At 70.1% G+C, this 24,092-nt stretch carries 17 protein-coding genes and 2 pseudogenes; 11 read left to right on the top strand and 8 right to left on the bottom strand.

Annotated features, from left to right (window positions below; translation table 11 throughout):
• Positions 1 to 77: 77 nt before the first annotated feature.
• The 3 genes and pseudogenes from AB0I69_RS04135 to AB0I69_RS04125 form a co-directional block, all read right to left on the bottom strand.
• Positions 78 to 485, bottom strand: a pseudogene (locus AB0I69_RS04135) (ATP-binding protein); the annotation flags it as partial.
• 118 nt (positions 486 to 603) lie between these two features.
• On the bottom strand, positions 604 to 1,605 hold the full coding sequence (locus AB0I69_RS04130; RefSeq protein WP_363093953.1) for an MEDS domain-containing protein: 1,002 nt from the start codon (positions 1,603 to 1,605) through the stop codon (positions 604 to 606).
• Between the two features lie 58 nt (positions 1,606 to 1,663).
• Entirely contained in the window at positions 1,664 to 3,955 is a 2,292-nt protein-coding gene (locus AB0I69_RS04125; protein ID WP_363093952.1) for a LuxR C-terminal-related transcriptional regulator, read from the bottom strand.
• Positions 3,956 to 4,412: 457 nt separating this feature from the next.
• Between AB0I69_RS04125 and AB0I69_RS04120 the strand changes: the two genes are divergently transcribed.
• On the top strand, positions 4,413 to 4,523 hold the full coding sequence (locus AB0I69_RS04120; RefSeq protein WP_363093951.1) for a helix-turn-helix transcriptional regulator: 111 nt from the start codon (positions 4,413 to 4,415) through the stop codon (positions 4,521 to 4,523).
• Positions 4,513 to 5,736: a pentapeptide repeat-containing protein gene (locus AB0I69_RS04115; RefSeq protein ID WP_363093950.1), complete on the top strand. Its 1,224-nt coding sequence runs from the start codon at positions 4,513 to 4,515 to the stop codon at positions 5,734 to 5,736. The genes AB0I69_RS04120 and AB0I69_RS04115 overlap by 11 nt, the downstream gene beginning before the upstream one ends.
• Positions 5,737 to 5,748: 12 nt before the next feature.
• Here AB0I69_RS04115 and AB0I69_RS04110 read toward each other — a convergent pair whose 3' ends face one another.
• Positions 5,749 to 7,905 carry a glycoside hydrolase family 36 protein gene (locus AB0I69_RS04110; RefSeq protein ID WP_363093949.1) on the bottom strand — a complete coding sequence of 719 codons (2,157 nt, stop codon included), beginning with the start codon at positions 7,903 to 7,905 and terminating at the stop codon, positions 5,749 to 5,751.
• Positions 7,906 to 8,074: 169 nt separating this feature from the next.
• On the opposite strand from AB0I69_RS04110, the gene AB0I69_RS04105 reads away from it, so the two are divergent.
• The 8 genes from AB0I69_RS04105 (at position 8,075) to araD (ending at position 19,471) form a co-directional block, all read left to right on the top strand.
• Entirely contained in the window at positions 8,075 to 9,145 is a 1,071-nt protein-coding gene (locus AB0I69_RS04105) for a LacI family DNA-binding transcriptional regulator (protein WP_363093948.1), read from the top strand.
• A gap of 142 nt (positions 9,146 to 9,287) precedes the next feature.
• Positions 9,288 to 10,601, top strand: coding sequence for an extracellular solute-binding protein (locus AB0I69_RS04100; protein ID WP_363093947.1), 1,314 nt, complete (start codon positions 9,288 to 9,290; stop codon positions 10,599 to 10,601).
• 82 nt (positions 10,602 to 10,683) lie between these two features.
• Positions 10,684 to 11,649: a sugar ABC transporter permease gene (locus AB0I69_RS04095; RefSeq protein WP_363093946.1), complete on the top strand. Its 966-nt coding sequence runs from the start codon at positions 10,684 to 10,686 to the stop codon at positions 11,647 to 11,649.
• Entirely contained in the window at positions 11,646 to 12,500 is an 855-nt protein-coding gene (locus AB0I69_RS04090) for a carbohydrate ABC transporter permease (RefSeq protein ID WP_363093945.1), read from the top strand. The genes AB0I69_RS04095 and AB0I69_RS04090 overlap by 4 nt, the downstream gene beginning before the upstream one ends.
• 263 nt (positions 12,501 to 12,763) lie before the next feature.
• Positions 12,764 to 15,328 carry a CBM35 domain-containing protein gene (locus AB0I69_RS04085; protein ID WP_363093944.1) on the top strand — a complete coding sequence of 855 codons (2,565 nt, stop codon included), beginning with the start codon at positions 12,764 to 12,766 and terminating at the stop codon, positions 15,326 to 15,328.
• Between the two features lie 129 nt (positions 15,329 to 15,457).
• Entirely contained in the window at positions 15,458 to 17,140 is a 1,683-nt protein-coding gene (gene araB, locus AB0I69_RS04080; protein ID WP_363093943.1) for a ribulokinase, read from the top strand.
• Positions 17,141 to 17,190: 50 nt separating this feature from the next.
• Entirely contained in the window at positions 17,191 to 18,708 is a 1,518-nt protein-coding gene (gene araA, locus AB0I69_RS04075; RefSeq protein WP_363093942.1) for an L-arabinose isomerase, read from the top strand.
• 37 nt (positions 18,709 to 18,745) lie between these two features.
• Positions 18,746 to 19,471 carry an L-ribulose-5-phosphate 4-epimerase AraD gene (araD, locus tag AB0I69_RS04070; protein ID WP_363093941.1) on the top strand — a complete coding sequence of 242 codons (726 nt, stop codon included), beginning with the start codon at positions 18,746 to 18,748 and terminating at the stop codon, positions 19,469 to 19,471.
• A gap of 26 nt (positions 19,472 to 19,497) precedes the next feature.
• On the opposite strand, the gene prcB is transcribed toward araD, so the two are convergent.
• From prcB to AB0I69_RS04055, 3 genes are all read right to left on the bottom strand, one after another.
• Complete coding sequence (gene prcB / locus AB0I69_RS04065; RefSeq protein ID WP_363093940.1) at positions 19,498 to 20,355, bottom strand: proteasome subunit beta; 858 nt, start codon at positions 20,353 to 20,355, stop codon at positions 19,498 to 19,500.
• Between the two features lie 72 nt (positions 20,356 to 20,427).
• Positions 20,428 to 21,384, bottom strand: coding sequence for a lysylphosphatidylglycerol synthase domain-containing protein (locus AB0I69_RS04060; RefSeq protein ID WP_363093938.1), 957 nt, complete (start codon positions 21,382 to 21,384; stop codon positions 20,428 to 20,430).
• Entirely contained in the window at positions 21,381 to 22,862 is a 1,482-nt protein-coding gene (locus AB0I69_RS04055; protein ID WP_363093937.1) for a hypothetical protein, read from the bottom strand. Before AB0I69_RS04055 ends, AB0I69_RS04060 begins: the two co-directional genes overlap by 4 nt.
• Positions 22,863 to 23,395: 533 nt before the next feature.
• On the opposite strand from AB0I69_RS04055, the pseudogene AB0I69_RS04050 reads away from it, so the two are divergent.
• Positions 23,396 to 23,545 (top strand): annotated as a pseudogene (locus tag AB0I69_RS04050) (helix-turn-helix domain-containing protein); the annotation flags it as partial.
• Between the two features lie 180 nt (positions 23,546 to 23,725).
• On the opposite strand, the gene AB0I69_RS04045 reads toward AB0I69_RS04050, so the two are convergent.
• Positions 23,726 to 24,085 (bottom strand): nuclear transport factor 2 family protein, encoded by a 360-nt coding sequence (locus AB0I69_RS04045; RefSeq protein ID WP_363093936.1) that lies wholly within the window; start codon positions 24,083 to 24,085, stop codon positions 23,726 to 23,728.
• Between the last annotated feature and the right edge of the window lie 7 nt (positions 24,086 to 24,092).

Raw genomic sequence — 24,092 nt, 5'->3', positions numbered from 1 at the left:
GCCGAGTGGTGCACGTCCGCTTCTCCCGCGTCGACCGTGCTGTCCGCTGCGTCGAGTTGCAGCTCGAACCAGACCTCCTTGCCCTCCTCGACGAGGCGGCTGCCCCAGCGGTGGGCGAGCGCGTCGACCAGGAGGAGACCGCGGCCGTTCTCGCTGTCGGGGTCGACGTGGGGGTTCTCCTCGTTCTCGGCCCGCCGGTGCGGCGGCCGGGGAAGGTTCCGCCGCTCGTCCGCCACCTCGCAGCGCAGCGTGCCGACGCCCAGGGACAGGGTGAGCCGATAGCGGCCGCCGGCGTGCACGACCGCGTTGGTGGCGAGCTCGCTGACCAGCAGTTCGGCGATGTCCACCAGGCCCTGGAGACCGTACTCGGCCAGCCACTTGCGGACGGCTTCCCTGGCCTGGCGGACCGAGGACTTTCCCGGACCCAGAATCGTGGTGCAACCATCACCCACGGTCGGCAGGCCGCGCGGACGGTCGTTCGGCATGGTCGTTTCCCTTCGGCCCCTGGGACGTTCGGCGCGTGTGGTGCGAGGCCGGGTCCGTCACGGGACCCGGCCTCGTATCCACCATGCGTCCGTCGCGCCCTTCGGGTCGCGGGGGGAACTACCCGAATCCGCGCGCCGGTTCGTCAACCCGACGACGCAGGGCCGTCTCCATACGGATCGTCCACCCGTCCTGCGCCTCGTCACCGGACCGCATGTCCACGAACTCACAGACCTGGCGGGTCTGCCAGAGCCCGTCCTCCGGCCGCGCCTCCGGACCCGGCGGCCTGAAGCCGAGGAACGGGTCGGTGATACGGCCGCGCGGAGTGCGCAGTTCACAGATGATCCGCTGCCGGGTCGACCACAACCGCAGGTGCGCGCGGTCGCACCCCTGGGCTGCCGCGTACCCCGTGGCGCCGGACACGGCCTGCCCGAAACGGGCCGCCGCATCGGGCGCCATGCCGCGGGCCCGTGCCTGGTCCGCCGCGAACCGGTGCCCGGCGGTCAGGTCCCCGTCGAGGCCGACCCCGACCGCGTCCTCCGGCGGCGCGGGGAACGGGCCGAGTCCCTGGGTCGCGTACACGGCGGGTTCGGTGAACAGCGGGCTGGGCCGGACGCCGTGCCTGTTCAGTTCCGTCGGGTGAGTGTGCCGGGCGGCGTCGACGACGTCGGGCGGTGCGGTACGGGTGTCGTACAGGCACATCAGGTCGGGCGGGGCGCCCGTGAAGAGCTCGGTGGCCAGGGCCTCGTACCGCTTCCACTCGGGGATCTGGCGTGGCGAACGGCCGTCCCAGACCGGCTCGCCCGTCATGTGGAGACGGCCCTCGGGGCTCGCGTGCGTGACGTAGTAGTCGAGGGCGGTGGCCATGCTGTTCGCGGGACTTCCGCGGTACCACTGCGCGGAGTCGCGGAAGTCCACATGGCGGGCGTCCGGGCCGAGCGCGTCCCGCAGCAGGTCCAGCTTGCGCGTGGTGGTGATCACCACCGGGTCCGGTTCGTCCTCGGCGACGATGCCCTCCCTGAGGAACGACACCACCACCGCCAGGAACTCCTCGTCGGACGAGTGGATGCCGGCGTGATGCTTGACGGGGGGAATGGGTGTGGCGGCTTCTCCGTGTGCCATCGGTCTGCCTTCCTTTCGCTCGCTTCACGGCCGTACCTCGGTTCACGGCCGTACGTCGTCAGGGGCGTACGGCCCGGCGTGCCTCGGCCCAGACGGCGACCTGGCTGCGGGAGGTGAAGCCCAACTTGCTGAGGATGCGCTCCACATGGCCCTCCGCCGTCCGCAGTGCGACCACCAGCCGGTCGGCGATCTGCTGGTTGGTCAGTCCCTCCGCGATCAGCTCGGCGACCTCCGTCTCCCGGCGGGTGAGGGGGCTGTCGAGCACCGGCCGGGCAGCGGACTCCCGCTCGCCCAGCGCGTAGGCCACCGCGTGGTCCAGGGTGAGTTCGAGGCCTTCGCGGTAGGCGCTCCTGAACTCGCCGCCCAGCAGCGCGCGGGCGCCTTCCTCGGCCTCGGTGCGTACCGGGCCGTGGGACGGGGTGCGGTCCAGGGCGACGTGGGCGTCCTGCCAGATCCGCTTGGTGGCGCCCAGCAGAACCGCGGCGGGCCGGCCCTCGCCGTCGCGCGCGTGGACCGCGGCGAGCAGTTCCAGCGTCATGCCGGTGCCGAACACGTCGCCGACCACCCGCTTGAGCCGCAGGCACTCGCGGGCGTGAGCCCCGGCCGCCGTCTGGTCCCCCTTGGCCCACTCGGCGAAGGCGAGGATGCGCAGGAGGTAGGAGTGGACCCACTGTTCGCCGTGGCTCAGGCAGATCTGCCGGAACTCCTCGCACAGGGCCATGGCACGGTCGTACTCGCCCTGGATGGCGAGGACATGGGCCAGTTCGACGTACTTGAAGCCGACCAGGCTCATCGACTCGCCCTCCCGCGGCGGCCGGGAGAGTGCCTCCTCGTAGACGCCCCGCGCCCGCTCGTAGTCGCCGCTGATCAGGTAGGCGCCGCCCCGGCCGAAGAAGGTGTGCGCCAGCTCGGCCTCGTCGCCCCGTCGCAGGGCCAGCTCGCGTGCCTCCTCGACGAGGGGTGCGGCTCTGCCGGCGTTGCCCTGGCTGAGCAGCATCAGAGCCAGGGACCACAGGGCCCGTGCCCGTACGACGGTCGGCTCGGCGGCGGTGGCGAGCAGCCGCTCCAGCCAGTACCTGCCCTCCACCAGGGCGCCGGTCGCGAACCAGAAGAACCACAGGTGTCCGGCCAGCTTCAGTCCGGCCTGCAGCTCGCCCGGTGTGGTCAGACAGAACTCCAGCGCCGACCGGACGGTGTCCGACTCCGCGTGCAACCGCCGTACCAGTTCCGGCTGTTCGGGGCCGAACCAGCGTCGCTCGCACTCCTCGACGAAGTCCAGGCACCAGTCCCGCACCCGGCGCCGGGCCGCCTCCTCCGCGTCGGCGCCGTCCTCGCGGAGCCGGTCGATGCCGTACTGCCGGATCGACTCCAGCATCCGGTACCGGGCATGGACGGCGTCGCCGTCCCGGACCAGCAGCGACTTCTCGACCAGACCGGCTACGGCGTCCACCAGCTCGTCACGATCGAGGCCGGGCCCGGCGCAGACCTCCTCGGCCGCGCCCAGGTCGAAGCTCCCGGCGAAGACCGAGGCGCGCGACCACACCGTCTGTTCCTCGGGGGTGCACAGGTCGTGGCTCCAGTCGACAGCCGCGCGCAGGGTGCGGTGCCGGGGCAGGGTCTCCTCGCTGTCTGCGCTGTCCGCCCGGTCGGCCAGCAACCGGTAGCGGCGGTCGAGGCGTTCGAGCAACTGCTGCACTCCGAGGGCCCGCATCCGTACCGCCGCCAGTTCGATGGCGAGCGGCAGCCCGTCCAGTCTGCGGCACAGGGCGGCCACCGCCTCCTGGTTGGACGCGGTGAGGGAGAAGCCGGGCAGTACGGCCGCTGCCCGGTCGGCGAACAGAGCCAGTGCCGGGTACTCCAGCGCGGGCCTGGGAGGCAACGGCTCGCCCGGCGTGGGAGTCGCCAACGGCTGCACCTCCAGGACGTGTTGGGCGGGCACGTCCAGCGGATGTCTGCTGGTGGCCAGCACGCGCACCCCCGCGGTCTCCGCGAGCAGCGTCTCGACGAGCCGTGCGCACGCGTCCGCCAGGTGTTCGCAGTTGTCCAGGACGAGGAGCAACTCGCGGTCCTGGAGCTGGTCGATGAGGACCCGTACGGGCGAACGACCCGACACGTCACGGATGTTGAGCGCCTCGATCAGCGCGAGCGGCACCAGCGACACGTCCCGCACACCCGCCAGCTGGACGATGTGCACCCCGTCGGCGAACGCCCGCGCCAACCGGGGCACGGCGTGCAGGACCAGCCTGGTCTTGCCGACACCGCCGGTTCCGGTCAGGCTCACCAGCCGGTGGGCGGCCACGAGCCGCTTGACTTCCGCGGCCTCCTGACGCCGACCGACGAAACTCGACATCCTGACAGGTGGGCCGATGATTCCCCTTGTCACGGATACCTGCACAATCGGTCCCGCCTCCGACAGTGGTACGCCCGGTGCCCGCCATGGCCTCGCCGCGCATGGATGCCAAGAACTCTAGGGGCGGGACGCGGACGAAGCGCGTCCAGCTCGGGCATTGCCGATCGAAGGCGCATTTCTGACGGAATATGCGCAGAGTCTGTCCCATGACGATCAGCTGTGGATCGGCCGTGCAAGGACAGCGGCGGAGCCCTCCCGTCCAGCGGACGGGAGGGCTCCGGTATTCAGGTAGTTCCAGTATTCAGTTGGTCAGGTACTCCGCTGCTCGTGCTCTCGGCTCAACCCGCGTTCGTGCCCGGGGGGCCGGATTTGGCGCGGGATCGCCTGTACCCGGACGGCCGCCGTGGCCTACCGTCCGACGCTGTGGTGACCAAGCCGAACGGGGGTCGACCTCACCATGCGCACCCACCCCACCACCACCCACCTCAGCCGCGCCCTGAAAGCCGAATTCGGACGCACACCGACCGAACTCCGCCACGACCCGCAGGCGAGCCCCGATGACCACTGACCCCGGCGGCCCGCGCCGGACGACCGGCCGCTCACCCCGCACCCCGTCCCGGCAACTTCGCCGAACCGCCCAACGCCGCACGGCAGTTCGCCCTACGGCGGGACAGCAGGGCACAACGCCCGACGCCCCTCGGCCCCCGCAGCCGCCGACTCCGCCCGTCCCCGACGACACGGCACCCCGCCCGGACGACACCGACACCCCCGCGGGAACGGCGCGGCACTGGACCCGCCACATCGAAGTGCTCAGCACCGCGATCGGCAGCACGCTGACGGCGATCGCCGCCATCGCGGCCGTACTCATCAGCGTGGTGCTGAACCAGAACGACACGACAACGACCAGGGAAGGTCAGATCACCGACCGCTACACGGCCGCCATCGACAACCTGGGCAACTCCTCCGCGGACGTGCGCCTGGGCGGCATCTACGCTCTCCAGCGCATCATGAAGGACTCGTCCCGCGACCAGGCGTCCATCGTGGACGTCCTGTCCGCCTATATCCGCGCCCACTCCCGACCTCTCGGGAAGGAGAGCGCGGGGTACACCGGACGTCCCGAGGCCGATGTCCAGGCCGCCTTCGAGGTCCTGGCGCGGCGCAATCCGGCCCACGACGGCAGCTCCGAGGTGGATCTGCGTGAGGCCTCACTGGAGCACATCGCCGTACGCAGCGCCGACCGCACCGGAACCATCGAGGAGGACCTCACCGGTGTGGATCCCGCGCACCTTCAGAACTCCAACCTGAGCGGAGCACAGCTCAACAAGGCCAACCTCCCGGGATCGGACCTGCGCGGCGCGTATCTGGTGCACACGGACCTGAGCGGAGCCGCGCTGACCGACACGGACCTGCGGCAGGACTGGCTGGACACCGCCGACCTGGCCCACGCCGTGCTCGACGGAGCCCGGTTGGACGCGGCAAGCCTCGTGGACGCCGGCCTCGTCGAGGCGTCCCTGTCCCGGGCGGATCTGCGGAACGCCGACCTGCGCGGCGCCGATCTCACCGGAGCCGATCTCAAGGACGCGGACCTGCGCGGGGCCGATCTGCGGAGCGTCGCGAAGAAGACGGTGAACGGCAAGACGGTAGGACGGACGTCCAAGAACCCCACGCACGTGACGGCCGGCCAGTTGCTCACCGCCAGGCTCGACTCCGATACCGCCCTGCCGCCCGCGCTGGCCGCCGACCCGAGGATCAAGGCCAGGATCGCCGAGTCGGACAACTGATCACCACGCGCCTCAGCCGGCGTTCAGCCGCACCAGAACAGCGGTGTTGACCCGAGGCAGCGACACCGTCAACTGCCCCTCGGCAGCGTCCCATTGGGCACCCGCATCCGCCGTCGCCGGATACAGCACCGTGGGCCGCGCAGGCGCTCCGAGCAGGTGCGGGACCGTGAAGGTGCGCTCGGTGCCGTCACCCGACTCGCGCCGCCAAACCACCACGTACGTCGCGTCCGCCCCCCGCAGCCCATGAGCGAGCCACCCGTCCTCCCACCCGGGAAGCCCCAGCGGCCAGAACGGATGCGCCGTGCCGATCTCCCCCCGGACCTCCTTGTAGACGGAGACCGCCGAGCGGACGAGCTCGAACTGCTCCTCGTTCATGTGGTTGATGAAGCCGGAGAGGTGGATACGGCCCAGGAGCGGGCCGGTGAGGGTGAAGGCGATCTCGTCGAAGGTCTGGTCCGGCTGGGGGTACGCCCACACCGCGGCCTGTTCGGGTGTCGCGGCGGTGGCTGCCGCCGCGGTGATGGGCGGGTAGCGCAGCGGGTCCTGCTGGTCGCTGGTGGACTGGAGCTGGGCGACGGCCAGTTGGGCGTAGTCCATGCGCAGACCGCCCGATCCGCAGTTCTCCAGGACGAGTTGAGGATGGCGGTCGAGGAGTCCGGCCATCCAGTCGAGGTGGGCGCGGTGATGCCCGAGCAGTCCGGCGCCCGCGCTCTCGGTCCCGTTCTCGGTACCCGGGCCGACGTTGATGTTGTAGTCGAGCTTCAGATAGCCGACGCCCCACTCCCCCACCAGCCGGTCCACCACCTCGTCGAGGTGGGCGCGGGCGGCCGGGTGGCGCAGGTCGAGATGGTGCCGGCCGTGTTCCGTGACGCGCAGACCGCCGCGCCGGAAGAACGCCTCGGGCGGCAGGGTCCGGGCCAACGGGCTGCGCACGCCCACGACTTCGGGTTCGAGCCAGAGGCCCGGGGTCATGCCGCGCTTCGTGATGGCGTCCAGGACTTCCTGTATGCCGCCCGGGAAGCGGTTGGGCGCGGGCTCCCACGCGCCGACGGAGTCCCACCAGCCCTGGGCGTCGTCGTCGTACCACCCCGCGTCGATGACGAAGACCTCGGCGCCCGCGTCCGCCGCCGACTCGATGAGCGGCAGGAGCCGTTCGGTGGTGGGGTCGCCGTTCAGGGTGTTCATGTAGTCGTTGTAGATCACCGGGAGGTTGCGGTGGTCGGGGTGGTCGCGGCGGATGCCCCGACGGTAGTCCGTGAGGGTCCCGAAGGCCGCGTCCAGACCGCCGGTCTCCGCGCGGACGAGGACGGCGGGGACGGTGTGGAACTCCTCGCCGGGTGCCAGGAGTTGGTGCCACTGGTGGTGGGCGTCGTCGGGGCCGAACAGGGCGACGTAGGCCGCGCCCTCGCGTTCACCGGTCTCGAAGCGCCAACCCGCGCTGGACTCGATCTGCCACAGCCAGGCGTTGCCGTCCCGGTCGGTGAGGGCGGCGACCGGGAGGTGCCGGCCGGTGGACCAACTCCCCTGCGAGTAGCGCTCGAAGCAGCCGCGCCCCTCGCGCCCGTGGGCGAACCGGCTCAACGGCACGACCTCGTCGCGGAGTTCGGCCCGGTGCCAACGGCATTCGGCGAGCCAGTCGTTGTCCGCCCAGTGCAGGGTCAGTCCGTGAAGGCCGTCTTCGACAGCAGAGGATGCGGCGACGGCGGACTCGGCGACTGCGGATTCAGCAACAGAGGAAGTGATCCCGCCGAGCGTCAGGGTCGTCACGCTCTCCAACCGGAGCGGCTCGACACCCTCGTTGACCAGCCGTACCCGCGAGCGCAGGAAGGTCGCACCGGGGCTCGCCTCCAGGGTGACCTCGGCGGCCAGTCCGGTCACCGGGTCCACGAGCCGGATCGTCGTACGCTCCAGGCCGCCGTCCCGCAGTGTCTGTGTGTCATGGCTGCGGTAGGCCAGGCGCTCGCCGATGGCCGTCTCGATGAAGCGCTCCCCCGACCACAGGCGCCCGTGACCGGTCGCGGTGACCTCGACGAGGGGGACCAGGCGGTCCCAGTCCTGGCCGGGATTCCCCAGTCTCACCGACCCGTCGGCGTCCAGGACGGCGTGCAACCCGAGCTCCGGGTGCGACCAGATACGGGACCTCTCGGCTGTTTCGACGACACCGGTCAACACAATTTCCCCTTCTGGGACAGTTCGGTCCTGCGGCTCTCGTACAGGCGCTGAACTGGGGCTTCTCACCCGCCAGGCGGGAACTCGCCGCTCCGGCCGGTGTGTTCGAAAGGTAAATCCCCAGTTACGGTCTCTTGACGCCCACGTTGTGACCGCTCACAATCCTCGCATGGATGTGACCGGTCACACAAGCTTCGGCGGCCACGGCGACCCCCCTCAGGGGCCGCAGAAAGCCGCCAGTATCCGCGACGTCGCGGCTGCCGCAGGCGTCTCCTACCAGACGGTTTCGCGGGTCATCAACGGCCACCCGAACGTCAAGGAGGAGACCCGAAAGCGCGTCGACGCCGCCATCCAGACCCTCGGCTTCCGGCGCAACGCCACCGCGTTCGCCCTGGCCAGCGGGGTCACCCGATCGGTCACGGTCATCACGTCGAACACCGTCCTCTACGGCTACGCAGCCACCCTGCAGGGTCTGGAGGAGGCGTCCCGCGCCGCCGGATACGCGCTCGGCGTGCGGGTCGTGACCCCCGAGGACGACCTCGACCGGACGATCGCCTCGGCCGCCGACACCGGTGGCGGCGTGGTGGTCATCGGCTACGACCGCATCGGTGCCGCCGCCCTGGACCGCGTACCCGCCCATGTACCGTGCGCGGCGCTGGTGGAAGCGCCACCGCCGGGCCGGACACCCGGCCGTCCGGCGGTGTGGGCCGACGACCGTGAGGCGGCCCGCGCCGCCACCGAGCACCTGCTGTCGCTCGGGCACGCGAACGTCCACTACGTCGCCATCCCCGCCTCGACCGGAACCCGGCGCCTGGCGGGACCGCGAGCCGAGGGCTGGCGCCAGGCTCTCGAAGCGGCCGGCATCACCCCGCCTCCGCCGTCCGGCAAGGGCTGGGACGCCCAGGCCGGCTACGAGGCCGGGAAGAAGCTCGCCCGGAACAAGGACGTCACCGCGATCCTGTGCGGCAACGACGACCTGGCGCTGGGTGTGCTGCGGGCCCTGCACCACGCGGGCCGACGGGTGCCGGAGGACGTCAGCGTCATCGGCTTCGACGACGCCCCGCACTCCGCTTTCGTCACCCCGTCCCTCACCACCGTCCGGATGGACTTCCACGGTCTCGGCCGCGCCGCGTTCGGGCTGCTGCGCGCCCAACTCGACACCGATCAGCAGGAATCCGCGCCGGTACCGGCCGAACCCACCCTCATCCTCCGGGAGAGCTCGGGGCCACGGAACGCGTGAGCCGGACCGGACGTCCGCCATCGCCCCATCCCTTACGTCCGCCGCGCTCGCCGTATCCGTCAGCCGCCCTCCCCGCAGCCGTCGCACAACTCCGCAGCACCGCCCTGCCTTCTTCCCTTCCGCGTACGAACAAGGATCCGCCATGAGAAGAGCCGTCTCCGTCCTTGCCACCGCCTGTGTCCTCGGGCTGACCGCCACCGCGTGCAGTGACAGCACCGGTGGCGCCACGACCGCCGCACCCGAGAGCTCGGTCGACCCGACCGCCTCCCTCAAGGGCGTCAAGCTCACCATGTGGGTCGCCCAGAACAGCGTCTCGGAGCCCAAGCAGGCCATCGAGGCGTTCGAGAAGGCCACCGGCGCCAAGATCTCCACCGAGGTCATACCCGACCCGTACGAGTCGAACGTCCCGACCAAGCTCGCCTCGGGTGTCAAGCCGGACCTGATGTTCTGGCAGCCCACGGGCAGCACCCTGCCGTTCGTCCAGCCGGCCAAGAACCTGCTGACCCTGGACAACGAGGACTGGGTCTCCAAGCTCGGCACCACGGAGAAGACCCTCGGCCAGGTCGACGGTCACCGCTACGCGGCCATCGTCACCAGCCCCGCGGTCCTCGGCGTCTACTACAACAAGGACGTCTTCGCGAAGGCCGGCATCGCCACCATGCCGGCCAGCTACGACGAACTGCTCGCCGACGCCGCGAAGATCAAGTCGAAGGTCTCGGGCGTGGCGCCGTTCTTCGAGGTCGGCGGCGACAAGTGGCCGCTGCAGTGGCAGGTGCAGGCCCAGATGACAGATCTGCCGCAGTCGTTCTGGGACAACCTCAACAAGAACAAGGACAGTTGGACCAACAAGACCATCGTCGACGCGATCACCAAGTACAAGTCGAAGGTCCTCGACGGCGGCCTGGCGCAGAAGAACTACAAGACGGCGACCTTCGTCGACCAGGGCAAGGCGATCATGGACGGCAGCGCCGCGATGGCCGTCAACGTCACCGCGCTCCAGTCCGAGATCCAGGCCACCTCCACCACCGCTGAGATCGACAAGAAGCTCGGCTGGTTCCCCATCGCCAACAGCTCCGCCAAGGCCGAGTACTCCCCGGACCAGACGAACGGCGTCGTCGCCTTCAACACGGGTGACACCAAGCGGCAGAACGCGGCCCGGCAGTTCATGTCCTTCTGGCTCGGCCCGGACTACCCGGCCTACATCAAGGCCAACAAGCTCGTCTCCGTGGAGCCTTCGGTGGCCAACCCCGACGGCCTGCCGCAGACCGCGATCGCCCAGGCCAAGGCCCTGTCCAGCGCCCAGGGCGTCTTCCAGGTCAAGGCGCTCACCGCCCCGGACATGCACCTCGCGCTCGCCGACATGATCTACGGCAAGAAGACCCCGCTCCAGGTCGCCCAGGCTGCCGAGGACCAGTTCAAGCAGGTCCTGAAGGCGCGCGGCGTCACCGGTTTCTGACCCACTGACCGGCGCCTCGTCGCCAGCCCTCCCCCGGGCCGCCCGTCGGCGGCGTGCCCGGGGCCGTACCGGAGGTAAGAAAGTGGTGGACACCGCCACGATGGACGCTCTCGACGCCACGCGCGCGAAGGACCGAGACCGGGACGACATCCAGGACCGGCCGTCCCGGCGCAACAGGCTCCGCAGCAAGGCCAACCAGCCGTGGTGGTTCGCTCTGCCCGCCCTCGCCGTGTTCGGCGTGTTCTTCCTGCTGCCGAACCTGCTGAACTTCGTCTACCCGTTCACCGACTGGTCGGCGTTCCACTCGCAGATCGGCTTCGTGGGACTGTCGAACTTCAGCACCATCCTGCACGACGGGTCGATGGCCCGTGACATCCGCATCACCCTGGAGTACGCGGTCCTCGTGGCCGTCTTCCAGAACGGCTTCGGGCTCGCCCTGGCCCTGCTGCTGGAGCGCGACACCCGCTTCAACCGCTTCTTCCGCGCGGTCTTCTTCCTCCCGGTACTGATCTCCGCGCTCGCCGTCGGCTACATCTTCCGCGCCCTGCTCGCCCAGGACGGCGCGCTCAACAGCGTGCTGTCCTCGCTCGCCGGACACCACGTCGACACCCCCTGGCTCGGCTCCACCACCTGGACGCTGGTGGTGGTGACCCTCATCCATGGCTGGAAGTGGATGGGCCTGGCCATGCTCATCTACCTGGCAGGCCTGAAGAGCATGCCGGGTGATGTGCTGGAGGCGGCCCGGATCGACGGGGCCGGCTGGTGGCGCACCTTCTGGTCGGTGAGGTTCCCGCTGCTCGCGCCCGCCGTCACGTTCAATGTGACGACCGCGCTGATCGGCTCCATGAACACCTTCGACATCGTGCAGGCGACCACCGGAGGCGGTCCCGGCAGCGAGACCGAGGTCTTCAACATCTACATGTTCCGCATCTTCGGCCAGGGCCTGTACGCGCAGGCGTCCGCGATGAGCCTGGTGCTCTTCCTCATCGTCGTCGTCCTCGCCGTGCCCGTCATCGTCGGCCTGCGCCGCAGGGAGAACAACCAGTGACCACCGTTACCGCGTTCGCCCCCGCGCACCGGCGCCCGCTGCGCTGGGTCCAGCCGCTCGTCGTCCTGATCGTCGCCGGCGTCACCATCGGCATCCCGCTCTGGCTGGTAGCGGTCACCTCCTTCAAGCCCCAGGCCGAGGCGATCAAGCCCAACCTGTCCCTGCCCCACCACGTCCAGGCCGCCGCGAACTACAAGCAGAGCTTCGACGAGGGCAAGATCGTCCAGGGCTTCGTCAACAGCCTCCTGGTCGTCGCCCCGTCCGTCGTCCTCGTGCTGCTCCTCGGAGCGGGCGCCGCCTGGGTGTTCGCCCGCCGCAAGGGCCGCCTGGTCAACACCCTGTACGCGCTGAGCATCAGCGGCCTGCTGCTCCCGCCCGCGGTCATCACCATCGTCATGGAACTGCGCCAACTCGGCCTGGCCGGCACCCGACCCGGCATGATCGGCGTCTACGCCGGGATGTACCTCTCCACGTCGATCTTCTTCATGACGGGCTTCATCCGCGCCCTCCCCGAGGAACTGGAGGAGGCCGCCCGCATGGACGGCGCGGGCCCGATCCGCGTCTTCTTCCGCATCATCCTGCCGCTGCTCCGCCCGGTCATCGCCACGGCCACGATCATGGTGATGCTCTACGCCTGGAGCGACATCTTCTACGCCTTCTTCGTCCTCGGCGGAGGCGACAAGGCCACCCTGCCGCTCAACCTCTACCAGGTCGCCAACGCCCAGCTGTACCTCAACAACTGGCACCTGATCTTCGCCTACGTCGTGATGATGAGCCTCCCCATGGTCCTCGTCTTCGTCATAGCGCAGCGCCGCATCGTCTCCGGCATCACGAGCGGCGCCGTCAAGTAGCCCCGGGGTCAGGCCCTGTCGTCACATTCCCGCCTGCCCCGCGACGCCATGCACGCACTCCCGCCGCACCGGGCGCAGACCCAAGTACGTCCAGTACGAGGGTCCACGCCCGGCACACCGAGAGCACGCACCTGACGCCGCGGGGCCCGCCCTCCGGGCGGACGACGGGAATGTGACGACAGGACCTGGGCCAGTTGAGCCGCCCCGGTCCCCCCGAAGTACCCGACAGCCTCCCGCAACGCCGCGGGAGGAGGAGGACAGCCATGCCTCGAACACCCCGTAGATCCCGTTCCGTTCGCGCCCTCATGGGCGTGACCATGGTGACCGCCGCCCTCCTGGGCACGGCGCTGACCGTCCCCGCCGCACAGGCGGCCACCCCGACGCTGAGCGTCGACCTCGGCACCACCACCGGCGCGGTCATGCACGGAGCCAACGGCGCCCTGTACGGCCTCAGCGACGACGGAGTCCCCGGCGACAACCTCGTCACGCCCCTGCACATGACGTCCATCGCCCAGAAGGCACCAGACGGCACCCAGCACCCGAACGGTGACGCGCTGGTCGTGCAGCCGGAGTTCGCCCGCGGTGGCGGCGGCGACAACCTCATCTACATGCAGGACATCTACGCCTCGTGGCCGTACGAGAACCTCGGCCTGACGGACTACCTGTCCAAGGTCACCACGATGGTCACCAAGGTCGCGGCCCGCTCCGACGCGAGCACGTTCGTGTGGGTCCCGTTCAACGAGCCGGACGGCAACTGGTACACCGGGCTTGGCAGTTCGACCACGTCGACGTACAACAGCGCGCTCGCGAGCTTCGAGAGCGACTGGACGACGGTCTACAACAAGATCCGCTCGATCATCCCGAACGCGCGGATCGCCGGCCCCAACGAGACGCACTACGACGCCCGTTTCATGGGCGACTTCTACCCGTGGGCCAAGGCCAACAACGTCCTCCCGGACATGACCACTTGGCACGAGCTGGACCCGACCTCCCTCTCCAACTTCGAGAGCAACCTCGCCGCCTACCGCACCATCGAGACCAACGCGGGCATCAGCGCCCGCCCGGTCAACATCAACGAGTACGGCGACCGCCGCGACCTCTCCGTGCCGGGTCAGATGATCCAGTGGATGTCGATGTTCGAGCGGAACAAGGTCTACGCCGACCAGGCGTACTGGGACATCGCGGGGAACCTGGACGGCAACGTCAGCCAGACCAACATCCCCAACGGCGACTGGTGGCTGCTGCGTTGGTACGCGGGCCTCACCGGCCAGACCGCCAAGGTGACCCCGCCGCAGTCCAACGTCATCGACACGCTCCAGGCCATCGCGTCCCTCGACACCGGCCGCAAGCAGGCCCAGGTCCTCCTCGGCGGCGGCACCTCCGGCTCGGCGAACACGGTCATCAAGAACATACCGTCGTCGTTCGGCAGCACCGTCAACGTCTCGGTGGAGCGCACTGCTTGGAGCGGCTACGAGGGTGCGGGCCCGGCGCCGACCGTGCTGGCCCGCAGCACCTACACGGTCGCCTCCGACGGCAGCATCACCGTCCCGCTGACCAGCCTCGACCCGATGTCGGCGTACCGCATCGTCGTCAACCCGGCCGGCACCGGCACGCCCACCGCCGCGAGCACCCCGGCGACGGCGTCGTACGAGGCCGAGAACGCGACCATCACCGACGGCACCGTCTACACCCAGGGCAGCGTCACCAACGCCTACGGGTACGCCACTTCGGGCACGAAGGACGTCGGCAGCCTGAACCAGTCGGACAGCAAGGTCGCCTTCACCGTCACGGCCCCGACCACGGGCACGTACAACCTGAACGTCTTCTACGGCAACCAGTCCGGCGGCCCCGCCACACAAACCCTCACGGTCGACGGCGGCTCCTCCCAGACGGTCACCTACACGCCGACCCTGAACTGGACCTACCGCTCCACGGCCGGCGCCTCCGTCTCCCTGACGGCGGGCACGCACACGATCACCCTGGCCAAGGGCACCAACGAGGTCACCCTCGACAAGATCGACCTCACCGCCGCGTCCACGGCGGACACTTCGTACCCGGCCACGTACGCGGACATCACCGGCTCGCCGACGTACACCTACACCGCGTCCGGTACGACGGGTGCCGGTGCGCTGGCCCTGACCTCGGGCGCCTCGGCCGCCTTCGACGTCTACGCGCCGACCGACGGCTACTACACCGTGCACACCGACTACTCCTCCAACGGCTCAGGCACGCTCACCCTGGACGGCGCGACCGCCGTCACGCTGGCCTCCACGAGCGGCACGCTGACCGACAAGAGTTCGCGGCTGTACCTGTCGGCGGGCAACAACCGCATCACGGCGGCCACTTCGGGCTCGACCACGCTGACCGTGCGCGATCTGCGCGTGGCCGCGAGCGGCGACACCACGGGCGTCTCCGCGTACGAGGCCGAGAGCGCGACCCTCGCGGGAACCGCCGTCGCCACCTCGGACAGCTGGGCCTCGGGCGGCAAGTACGTCGGCTATGTCGGCAACGGCTCGGCCAACACGCTCACCTTCCAGGTGACCGCGGCCAGCGCCGGGCGGTACGTCATGAACGTCCGCTACGCCAACGACCAGGTCTCCGGCTCCGGGAACTACAACACCAACGTCGTCTCCCGGGCGGCCCAGATCTCCGTCAACGGCGGCACCGCACAGACGGTCATGTTCCGCAACAACTACAGCTGGTCCAGCTACTGGGACCTGCCCGTCCCGGTCACCCTGACGGCCGGCACCAACACGATCAGCTTCGCCAATGCGAGCGCCTACGCACCCAACATCGACCGTATAACCGTCGCGCCGGTCTCCGGCTGACAACCAACTCCGCTCGGGGCCCGGGTACTTGTGCCGGGCCCCGGCCGGGGGTTCCATCCCAGAGATTTATTCTCCACTCCATTCGACACTTCGAACAACGACTGAAATATCGAACAGAAGGGCGGCCCGGTGGTGAACGCCGAGAACAGCGAACACACCCATCCCGACACCTACGTCATCGGAGTCGACTACGGGACGCTGTCCGGGCGCGCCGTGGTGATCCGTGTCGCCGACGGCGCCGAACTGGCCGCCGCCGAGCACCCGTACACCCACGCCGTCCTCGACCGCGCCCTCCCCGACGGCACCCCGCTGCCGCCCGACTGGGCCCTCCAGGTCCCCTCCGACTACATCGACGTCCTGCGCATCGCCGTACCCGAGGCACTGGCCCGCTCCGGCGTCCGACCGGACCAAGTCGTCGGTATCGGCACCGACTTCACCGCGTGCACGGTCCTCCCGGTCCTCGCCGACGGCACGCCTCTGTGCGAACTCCCGGACCTCACCAGCCGACCGCACGCCTACGTCAAGCTCTGGCGCCACCACGCCGCGCAGGCCCAGGCCGACCGCATCACCGCCCTGGCCGAGGCCCGCAAGGAGCCCTGGCTCCAGCGGTACGGCGGGAAGATCTCCTCGGAGTGGGAGTTCGCCAAGGCCCTGCAACTGCTCGAAGAGGACCCCGAGCTCTACGAGTTGACCGACCGCTGGATCGAGGCCGCCGACTGGATCGTCTGGCGTCTCAGCGGCACCTACGTCCGCAACGCGTGCACCGCCGGGTACAAGGGCCAGCTCCAGGACGGCAGTTACCCCTCCAGTGACTACCTGGCCGCACTCAACCCCGGTTTCGCCGGCTTCGTGACCGCCAAGCTGGACCAGCCGATCGGCCAACTCGGCGACCGCGCAGGCGGGTTGACGGCAGAGGCGGCCGCGTGGACGGGCCTGCCCGAGGGCATCGCCGTGTGCGTCGGGAACGTCGACGCCCACGTCACCGCCCCCGCGGCCACCGCCGTCGAACCCGGCCGCATGGTCGCCATCATGGGCACCTCCACCTGCCATGTCATGAGCAGCGACCAGTGGGCCGAAGTGCCGGGCATGTGCGGGGTGGTTGAGGGCGGCATCCTGCCGGGACTGTGGGGATACGAGGCCGGACAGAGCGGCGTCGGCGACATCTTCGGCTGGTTCGTGCGCACCGGGTTCCCCGCGTCGTACGCCGAGGAGGCCACCGCGCTCGGCCGTGACCCGCACGAACACCTCACCGCGCTCGCCGCTCAACAGCGGGTGGGCGAGCACGGGTTGATCGCCCTGGACTGGCAGAGCGGCAACCGTTCCGTGCTCGTCGACCACGACCTCAGCGGTGTCGTGGTGGGCCTGACCCTGTCCACCCGCCCCGAGGACGTCTACCGCGCTCTGCTGGAGGCCACCGCCTTCGGCACCCGCACCATCATCGAGGCCTTCGAGACGTCCGGCGTCCCGGTCCGCGAACTGATCATCGCGGGCGGCCTGATGAAGAACCCGCTGCTCATGCAGATCTACGCCGACGTCACCCGACTCCCCCTCGGCGTCATCGACTCGGCACAGGGCCCGGCCCTCGGCGCGGCGATGCACGCGGCGGTCGCGGCCGGCGTGTACCCCGACATCCGGGCCGCCGCCCACGCCATGGCCAAGGCCCGCCCGGCCGTCTACCAGCCGGACCCCGAGCGGGCCGCCGCCTACGACCGCCTCTACGCCGAATACCGGCTCCTGCACGACTACTTCGGCCGCGGCGCCAACGAGGTCATGCACCGACTGCGCCACCTCCGCGCCGAGGCCTCCGCCTGAGCGGCACCCCTCCCCCGCCCGGCGGTCAACTCCCTTTGAAAGGCCCCCTCATGGACACCAACGCCACGCCCTACCCCGACCAGGAGATCTGGTTTCTCACCGGCAGCCAGGGCCTGTACGGCGACGACATCCTGCACCAGGTCGCCGAACAGTCCCGGAGCATCTCCGAGATCCTCAGTGGCCCCGGGAAGATCCCGGTCAAGATCGTGTGGAAGCCGGTGCTCACCGACGCCGACGCGATCCGCCGACTCTGCCAGGAGGCGAGCGCCTCCGACACCTGTGTGGGCGTGATCGTGTGGATGCACACGTTCTCCCCGGCCAAGATGTGGATCGCCGGACTCAGCGCCCTGGACCGGCCGTTGCTGCACCTGCACACCCAGTACAACCTGTCGCTGCCCTGGCCCAGCATCGACATGGACTTCATGAACCTCAACCAAGCGGCCCACGGCGACCGGGAGTTCGGGCACATCGAGTCCCGGCTCGGCATCGACCGCAAGATCGTCGCCGGTCACGCCACCGACCCGAGGGTCGTCCGGCGCGTGGCGGCCTGGGCGCGGGCCGCCGTCGGCCGGCACGCCTCGCGCACCCTGCGGCTGGCCCGCTTCGGCGACAACATGCGGGACGTCGCCGTGACCGAGGGCGACAAGGTGGAGGCCCAACTGCGGTTCGGCTACTCGGTGAACACCTACGCGGTCAACGACCTGGTGGCCGTCGTGGACGACGTCGAGGACAAGGAGGCCGCCGAACTCGCCGCCGAATACGTCGAGTTGTACGACGTCGTCCCGGCGCTGCGCCCCGGCGGCATCCGCCACGACTCGCTGCTCTACGCGGCCCGTCAGGAGATCGGCCTGCGCACCTTCCTCACCGAGGGCGGCTTCACCGCGTTCACCACCAACTTCGAAGACCTGGGCGGGCTGCGCCAGTTGCCCGGTCTCGCCGTCCAGCGCCTGATGGCCGACGGGTACGGCTTCGGCGGCGAGGGCGACTGGAAGACCTCGGCACTGCTGCGCACGATGAAGGTCATGGGTGCGGGACGGCCCGGCGGCACCTCCTTCATGGAGGACTACACCTACCACCTCGGCCCGGGCACCCCGCGCATCCTCGGCGCCCACATGCTGGAGGTCTGCCCCTCGATCGCGGCCGACCGCCCCAGCTGCGAGATCCACCCCCTGTCCATCGGCGACCGCGAGGACCCGGTCCGCCTGGTCTTCAACGCGGCCCCCGGCCCCGCCGTGGTCGTCGGCCTGTCCGACCTCGGCGACCGCTTCCGGCTGACCGCCAACACGGTCGACGTCGTCACCCCGAGCGAGCCCCTGCACCGGCTGCCGGTGGCCCGCGCCGTATGGAAGCCGCGCCCCTCGCTCGCGGAGTCCGCGGAGAGCTGGCTCCTCGCGGGCGCCCCGCACCACACCGTGCTCAGCTCGGCCGTCGACACCGAGACCCTGACCGACTACGCCGCCATGGCCGGCGTAGAACTGCTGACCATCGACGAGACCACCAGCACGGGCCAGTTCACCAAGGAGATCCGCTGGAACGCCGCCTACCACCGGCTCGCCCAGGCCCTCTGACGCCCATGTTCCTGATCCATACGTAAGGAGACGCCCGATGACCGCGCGAGTCCGTGACGGCCTGCGGCACGAGGTACTGGACGCCAACCTGACCATCCCCCAGGTCGGCCTGGCCACGCTGACCTGGGGCAATGTGAGCGGTGTCGACCGCGAGGCGGGGCTCTTCGTCATCAAGCCCTCAGGGATCCCCTACGCCGACCTCGCCCTCGACCACCTGGTGACCGTCCGGCTGTCCGACGGCAAGGTCGTCGACGGCGACCTGCGCCCCTCCACCGACACCGAGACCCACCGCTGCCTCTACCTGGCGTTCCCGTCCATCGGCGGCGTCACCCACACCCACTCCACCCACGCGGTGGCCTTCGCGCAGGCCCGCCGCGACATACCGGTGCTGGGCACCACCCACGCCGACACCTTCAACGGGCCCGTCCCCTGCACCCCCGACCTCACGGCCGACCAGTGCGCGAAGGACTACGAGTACAACACCGGCCGCGTGATCGTCGACCTGCTGGAGAGCGACGACCAGCGGGCGGCCGAGGTCCCGGCCGCCCTCGTCGCCAACCACGGTCCCTTCACCTGGGGTGCCACCGCCCGCAAGTCCCTGGAACACGCGATCATCTGCGAGGCCGTAGCGGAAATGGCCATCAACACCCTGGCACTGTCCCCCACGGCCCCACCGCCCCCGCACCTGCTGGCCCGCCACTACACCCGTAAACACGGGCTCGACGCCTACTACGGCAACCCCACTCCCGCTCCCGCCGTCTGACCTGATGCCACAGCCACCCTGGTCGCTCAGGGCGCGACGGTCGGTCCGTCCGGGTGGTTGTGGCGTTGTTCGACCATCTCGCGGGTCAGGGCCTCGGTCTCCGGCTCGGGCAGCCGCTCGAAGCCGTCCTCGGTGATGACCGAAACGATGGGGAAGATACGGCGGTTGATGTCGGGGCCGCCGGTGGCCGAGTCGTCGTCGGCCGCGTCGTACAGGGCCTGAAGTGCCGCAAGGGCCGCGTCGCGCCGGGACATGCCCTTCTGGAACAGCTTCTTGAGGGAACCTCTGGCGTACGGGGAGCCGGAGCCCTCGGCGTGGAAGTCCTGCTTCTCGTAGGTGCCGCCGACGACGTCGAAGGTGAAGATACGGCCCTTGGCGCCCTCGGGGGCTGCGGGGTCGTAGCCGACGAGCAGTGGTACGACAGCCAGTCCCTGCATGGCCTGGCCTAGGTTCTGGCGGATCAGGCCGGCGAGGCGGGTGGCCTTCGCGTTGAGGGTCATCGGGACGCCCTCGATCTTCTCGAAGTGCGTCAGCTCGACCTGGTACAGCTTCACCATGTCGACGGCGAGCCCGACCGTACCGGCGAAGGCGACCGCGGTGTAGTCGTCCGCGGGATGCACCTTCTCCAGGTCCCGTTGCGCGATGACGTTGCCCATCGTGGCCCTGCGGTCGCCGGCGATCAGCACGCCGTCGCGGTAGGAGAGGGCCAACACCGTGGTGCCGTGCGGGAATTGCTCGTCGGCGGCGCGGACGCCCTCCGGGAAGGGACGGCGGGTGGGCAGCAGTGCGGGCCGGTGCGCTGCCAGGAACTCGTTGAAGGACGAGGTCCCGGGAGTGAAGAACTCGTCCGCCAACCGGCCACCACCGGTCTCGTTCCGTTCCATGCCACTCCCCCTCGTCCGCGGACCGATATCGGACTACTACCTGAACCGGCCGGACGGGAAACACAGTTGGGGTCAGAGTGCCTTGCGCCGGACCAGTACCCCGAGCACCAACAGGCCGGGGATCAGCGGCAGCCACACGGTCAGCAGTCGGTAGCCGAGAACGACGGAAGCGGCGGCCGACGCCGTGGTTCCCGAGGCGGTGAGGGCGAAGACCAGGGCGGCGTCGAGGGAGCCGATACCGCCGGGCGTGGGCAACAGGGCGGCGGCGCTGCTGGCGGCGAGGTACAGCAACGCCACCCGGGCCGGGGACAGCGGCAGTTCCACGGCCTGGGTGACACAGATCAGCACCAGGCAGTTCAGCGCAGCGAAGGCCAGCGAGCCACCCCACAGGGCAGCCGCCCGCTGCGGCCGGGCGTGCACGGCCCGGATGTCGGTCAGCACCGCGCCGAGAGCCCGCCGACACCGGGGCCACAAAGGGCAGTTGAGCAACACGGCGACGAGCACGGCGACCGCGAGGACGACACCCACCACACCCAGGGAGATGTCCGGGACGCGCAGTACACCCGGGCAGACCGCGGCGAGGACGCCGATGAGCACGACCCGAACGGCCACACCGGCGGTGGCCTTCACGGCGAGGGCGCTGGCCGAGCGGCCGACCGGCAGCCCACAGCGCATCAGGAAGCGCAGGTTGACGGCACCGGCGCCGAGCCCGGCGGGCAGTACATGGTTGGCGGCGGACGCGGCGAGCTGCGCGGCCACCAGCCGTCCGCCGGGCAGCCGTTGGGGCACCGCGCCCTGTTGGGCGAGCGCCGAGGACACCCACGTCCCGAGCGCGGCCGTCCCGGCCACCAGCAACCACCCCTGATCGGCGACGGCCAACTGCCCGGCCCCGCTCGCGAGAACGGGCCAGTGCCGCCGCACCAGAAAGACCACGACCACCAGGACACCGAGCGTCAACGCGGTCTGCCAGTAGGTACGTCGGCGGCGGGTGGTGGTTGTCGTCGGGGTGATGGTGGGCGGTGCTGTCATGCGCCTCCGCCCCTCTCCCCGCTCGGGGCGACGCGGAGGTCCAGCGTGCCGTAGCGGTGGACGGGCCAGTCGCGGGCGTAGGTGGGTGGGCGGCTGCCGGTCGGTGTGACGTCGGCGACGGGCATGTGGCGGGCGGTCCGGGCGATGACGGCCTGGGTGCTGTTGGCGTTGTGGCCCTGGGTCGCGGCGGAGGCGCAGCCCGTGTAGAAGGCGACCGGGATGGCGTCCTGCCCGGTGAGCAGGCAGGGCTTGCGGACACCGAGGCGGTGGAGTTCGGCGGCGGTGCGGGACCAGTCGCGGTGCTGGGCGTTCGTACGGCTCACCGTGCGTTCCAGGACGGTGAGTTGGACCGCCAGATGTCCGGCGAGCCCCACCGCGAGCACGGTCACCGCGACCCGCCGCCAGGCTCCGCTCGGTTTGGTGACGAGGTGGACCAGTCCGCCGGCGACCGGAATCGCCACGAGTGCGTAGGCGGGCAGCAGGAAGCGCGGTGCCGCGTATCCGATCATGAACAGGTACGGGAAGGCGGCCGTAGCGGCGCAGGCGAGCGGGACGAGGGTGGCCGCCGTGCGCCGTGCGCGGACGGCGGCGACCAGTCCGACGACGGCGAGCACGGGCAGCACGAGCCACCAGACGTCGACCGCCGGGTTGGGCATCGCCCCCGTGCACGGGCGGCACAGCGTACGTCCGCCCTGGCTGCGGAGTTGGTCGACGATCGCGATGTGCCAGCCCAGTCCGCCCTCGATGGCCGAGGCGGCGTGCAGCCGCTGCGTCAGGCCGCCGTAACTCACGTACGCCTCGATCACCCATTCCGCGGCGCCGGACGCGAGCCCGGCGAGGAGGGGGACGAGCAGGCGCCAGTGGCGGCCGGCCACGATGAGGGCCAGCATCGGCAGTGTCGCCCAGACCGCGTCGGTCGGCCGCATCCACGCCATCAGGGACGCGCTCGCCGCCAGGCCCCACAGTGCGACCCGGTCGGAACGGTCGGCCCGGGCGCGCAGGAAGCAGCCCGCCGCGGCCAGGGCACCTACGGCGACCCAGTAGTTGGGCATGGCCTGCGGGCCGTAGAGGAGGGTCACCCAGAGGGAGGCGAACAGGGCGCCTGCCAGGGCCAGGACGCGGGTGGGGAACAGGCCGCGCCAGGTGCGGAGCGCGAGGAAGAGGGCGAGGCCGGAGAGGGCGGCGAGGTAGACGCGGAGCAGGGTGGTGGACGAGGACCAGGAGGTGACGGGTGCGACCAGGAGGGAGATGCCGCGGGACCGGGGTGCGCTGAAGAAGGCCGCGGGAGCGTGCGCGCTGATCTGGCTGACGTACACGGTCTCGTCCCAGCCGAGGCCCAACCCGGGCCGTACGAGGACCAGTTGGGCCAGGATGAAGACTCCCGCCACCACCGCGAGGGGGTACTCCGAGCGGCCGGACTCGGTCGGCGGTCCGAGCCGTCTCGTCCCGGCGAGTGTGGCGTACGCGCTGCCGGACATGACCCACCCTCCCCCCTACACTTTGTAGGGTTACCGGCACCCTACAGCCTGTAGGACTGGAGACGAGAGCCAGGAAAACATGGACAAATTACCGCGCGGCGGGCGTGTATGCGGCCTGTAATTCAGCCAAGCGGCTGACGGCCCTGCACGCTGTAAAGCAGCGGGAAATGGCGCCGATACACCTGACCTGCCTGGACGCTCCGCCTGACCAGCGCCGGGGCGCATCGCGCGCACGTCCACGCGGGCAGGTCCGATCGAGGCACAGCAGCTGGGCCTTGTTTTGGTGATCATGATCCGCTCCCCCCACCAGGGCTGCTTCCGGCAGACCGAGCGACCCCTGCATGCCGAACAACTCCTCAAGACGGCGCCCATGAAGTCGCGCAGATGCCGGAAGGCAGTCCCCTCGGGAACCATCACACCCCTGGCACGGGCCGCCTTCTCAGCCCTTCTGAAGGCACGGCACAGCGTGATCTCCTGAGCTGCGGCAGATTGTGCGGCGCGGCAGCACCAACGCGGTGCGCTACCGGTGCGCGATGATGCCGCCGGCCTCGGCCGGCGGGAACCGGGTGCCGATGATTGCCCAGATGGCGCAGGCCGACGAGGGCGCCGTCCGGGATGTGATCCACCGGCTCGACGACATCGGCCTGGCCCGCCTGGACCCTGAGCGGGCGGGAGGCCGTCCCCCGACCTGGACCGCGAAGCGAAGCTGGACCGGATCGAGGAGGTCCTTGACTGCTTCCCGGACCTGTTCTATTTGCACGGCTGCCACTCGCTCGGCGACGACGCAGGAAGGTGAGTCACCCAGATCGCGGGGCGAGCGGGGCTTCTCGCATGAGGCTGCAACGGGTGGCGTGGACGGGGACTCAGGGTTCGATGACGAGGCGTTCGATGAGGCCGTCGCGGAGTGTGAACTGGTAACGCAGATCGACGGTCCCGCCGGGGAAGTCGCCCTCAAGGTGGTGGGTGGCGATGTAGCGGGTTGCGTCGGTCTGCTGGGCGCCGGTGAGGTGGATGGTGTAGGTGAATTCGGTGCTGGATCGGTCGAGCCACTCCCTGATCGCCTCGGTGCCCTCGTAGGTGTTGCCGTCGTCGATCACGGTGGCTTCGCGGGTGAACGCCGTGATCGCGGTGGCGGTGTCGTGGGCGCGGTGCGCTGTCAGGTAGCGGGTGATCACCTCGGGCAGGGTGTCCGGGGTGCTGGTTCGGGGCTGGTTGTCGTGCATGACGCTC

The organism is Streptomyces sp. NPDC050508, from assembly GCF_040655155.1.
In the GTDB taxonomy this organism is placed as follows: Bacteria; Actinomycetota; Actinomycetes; order Streptomycetales; family Streptomycetaceae; genus Streptomyces.
This window is presented reverse-complemented; position numbering and strand designations above follow the sequence as displayed.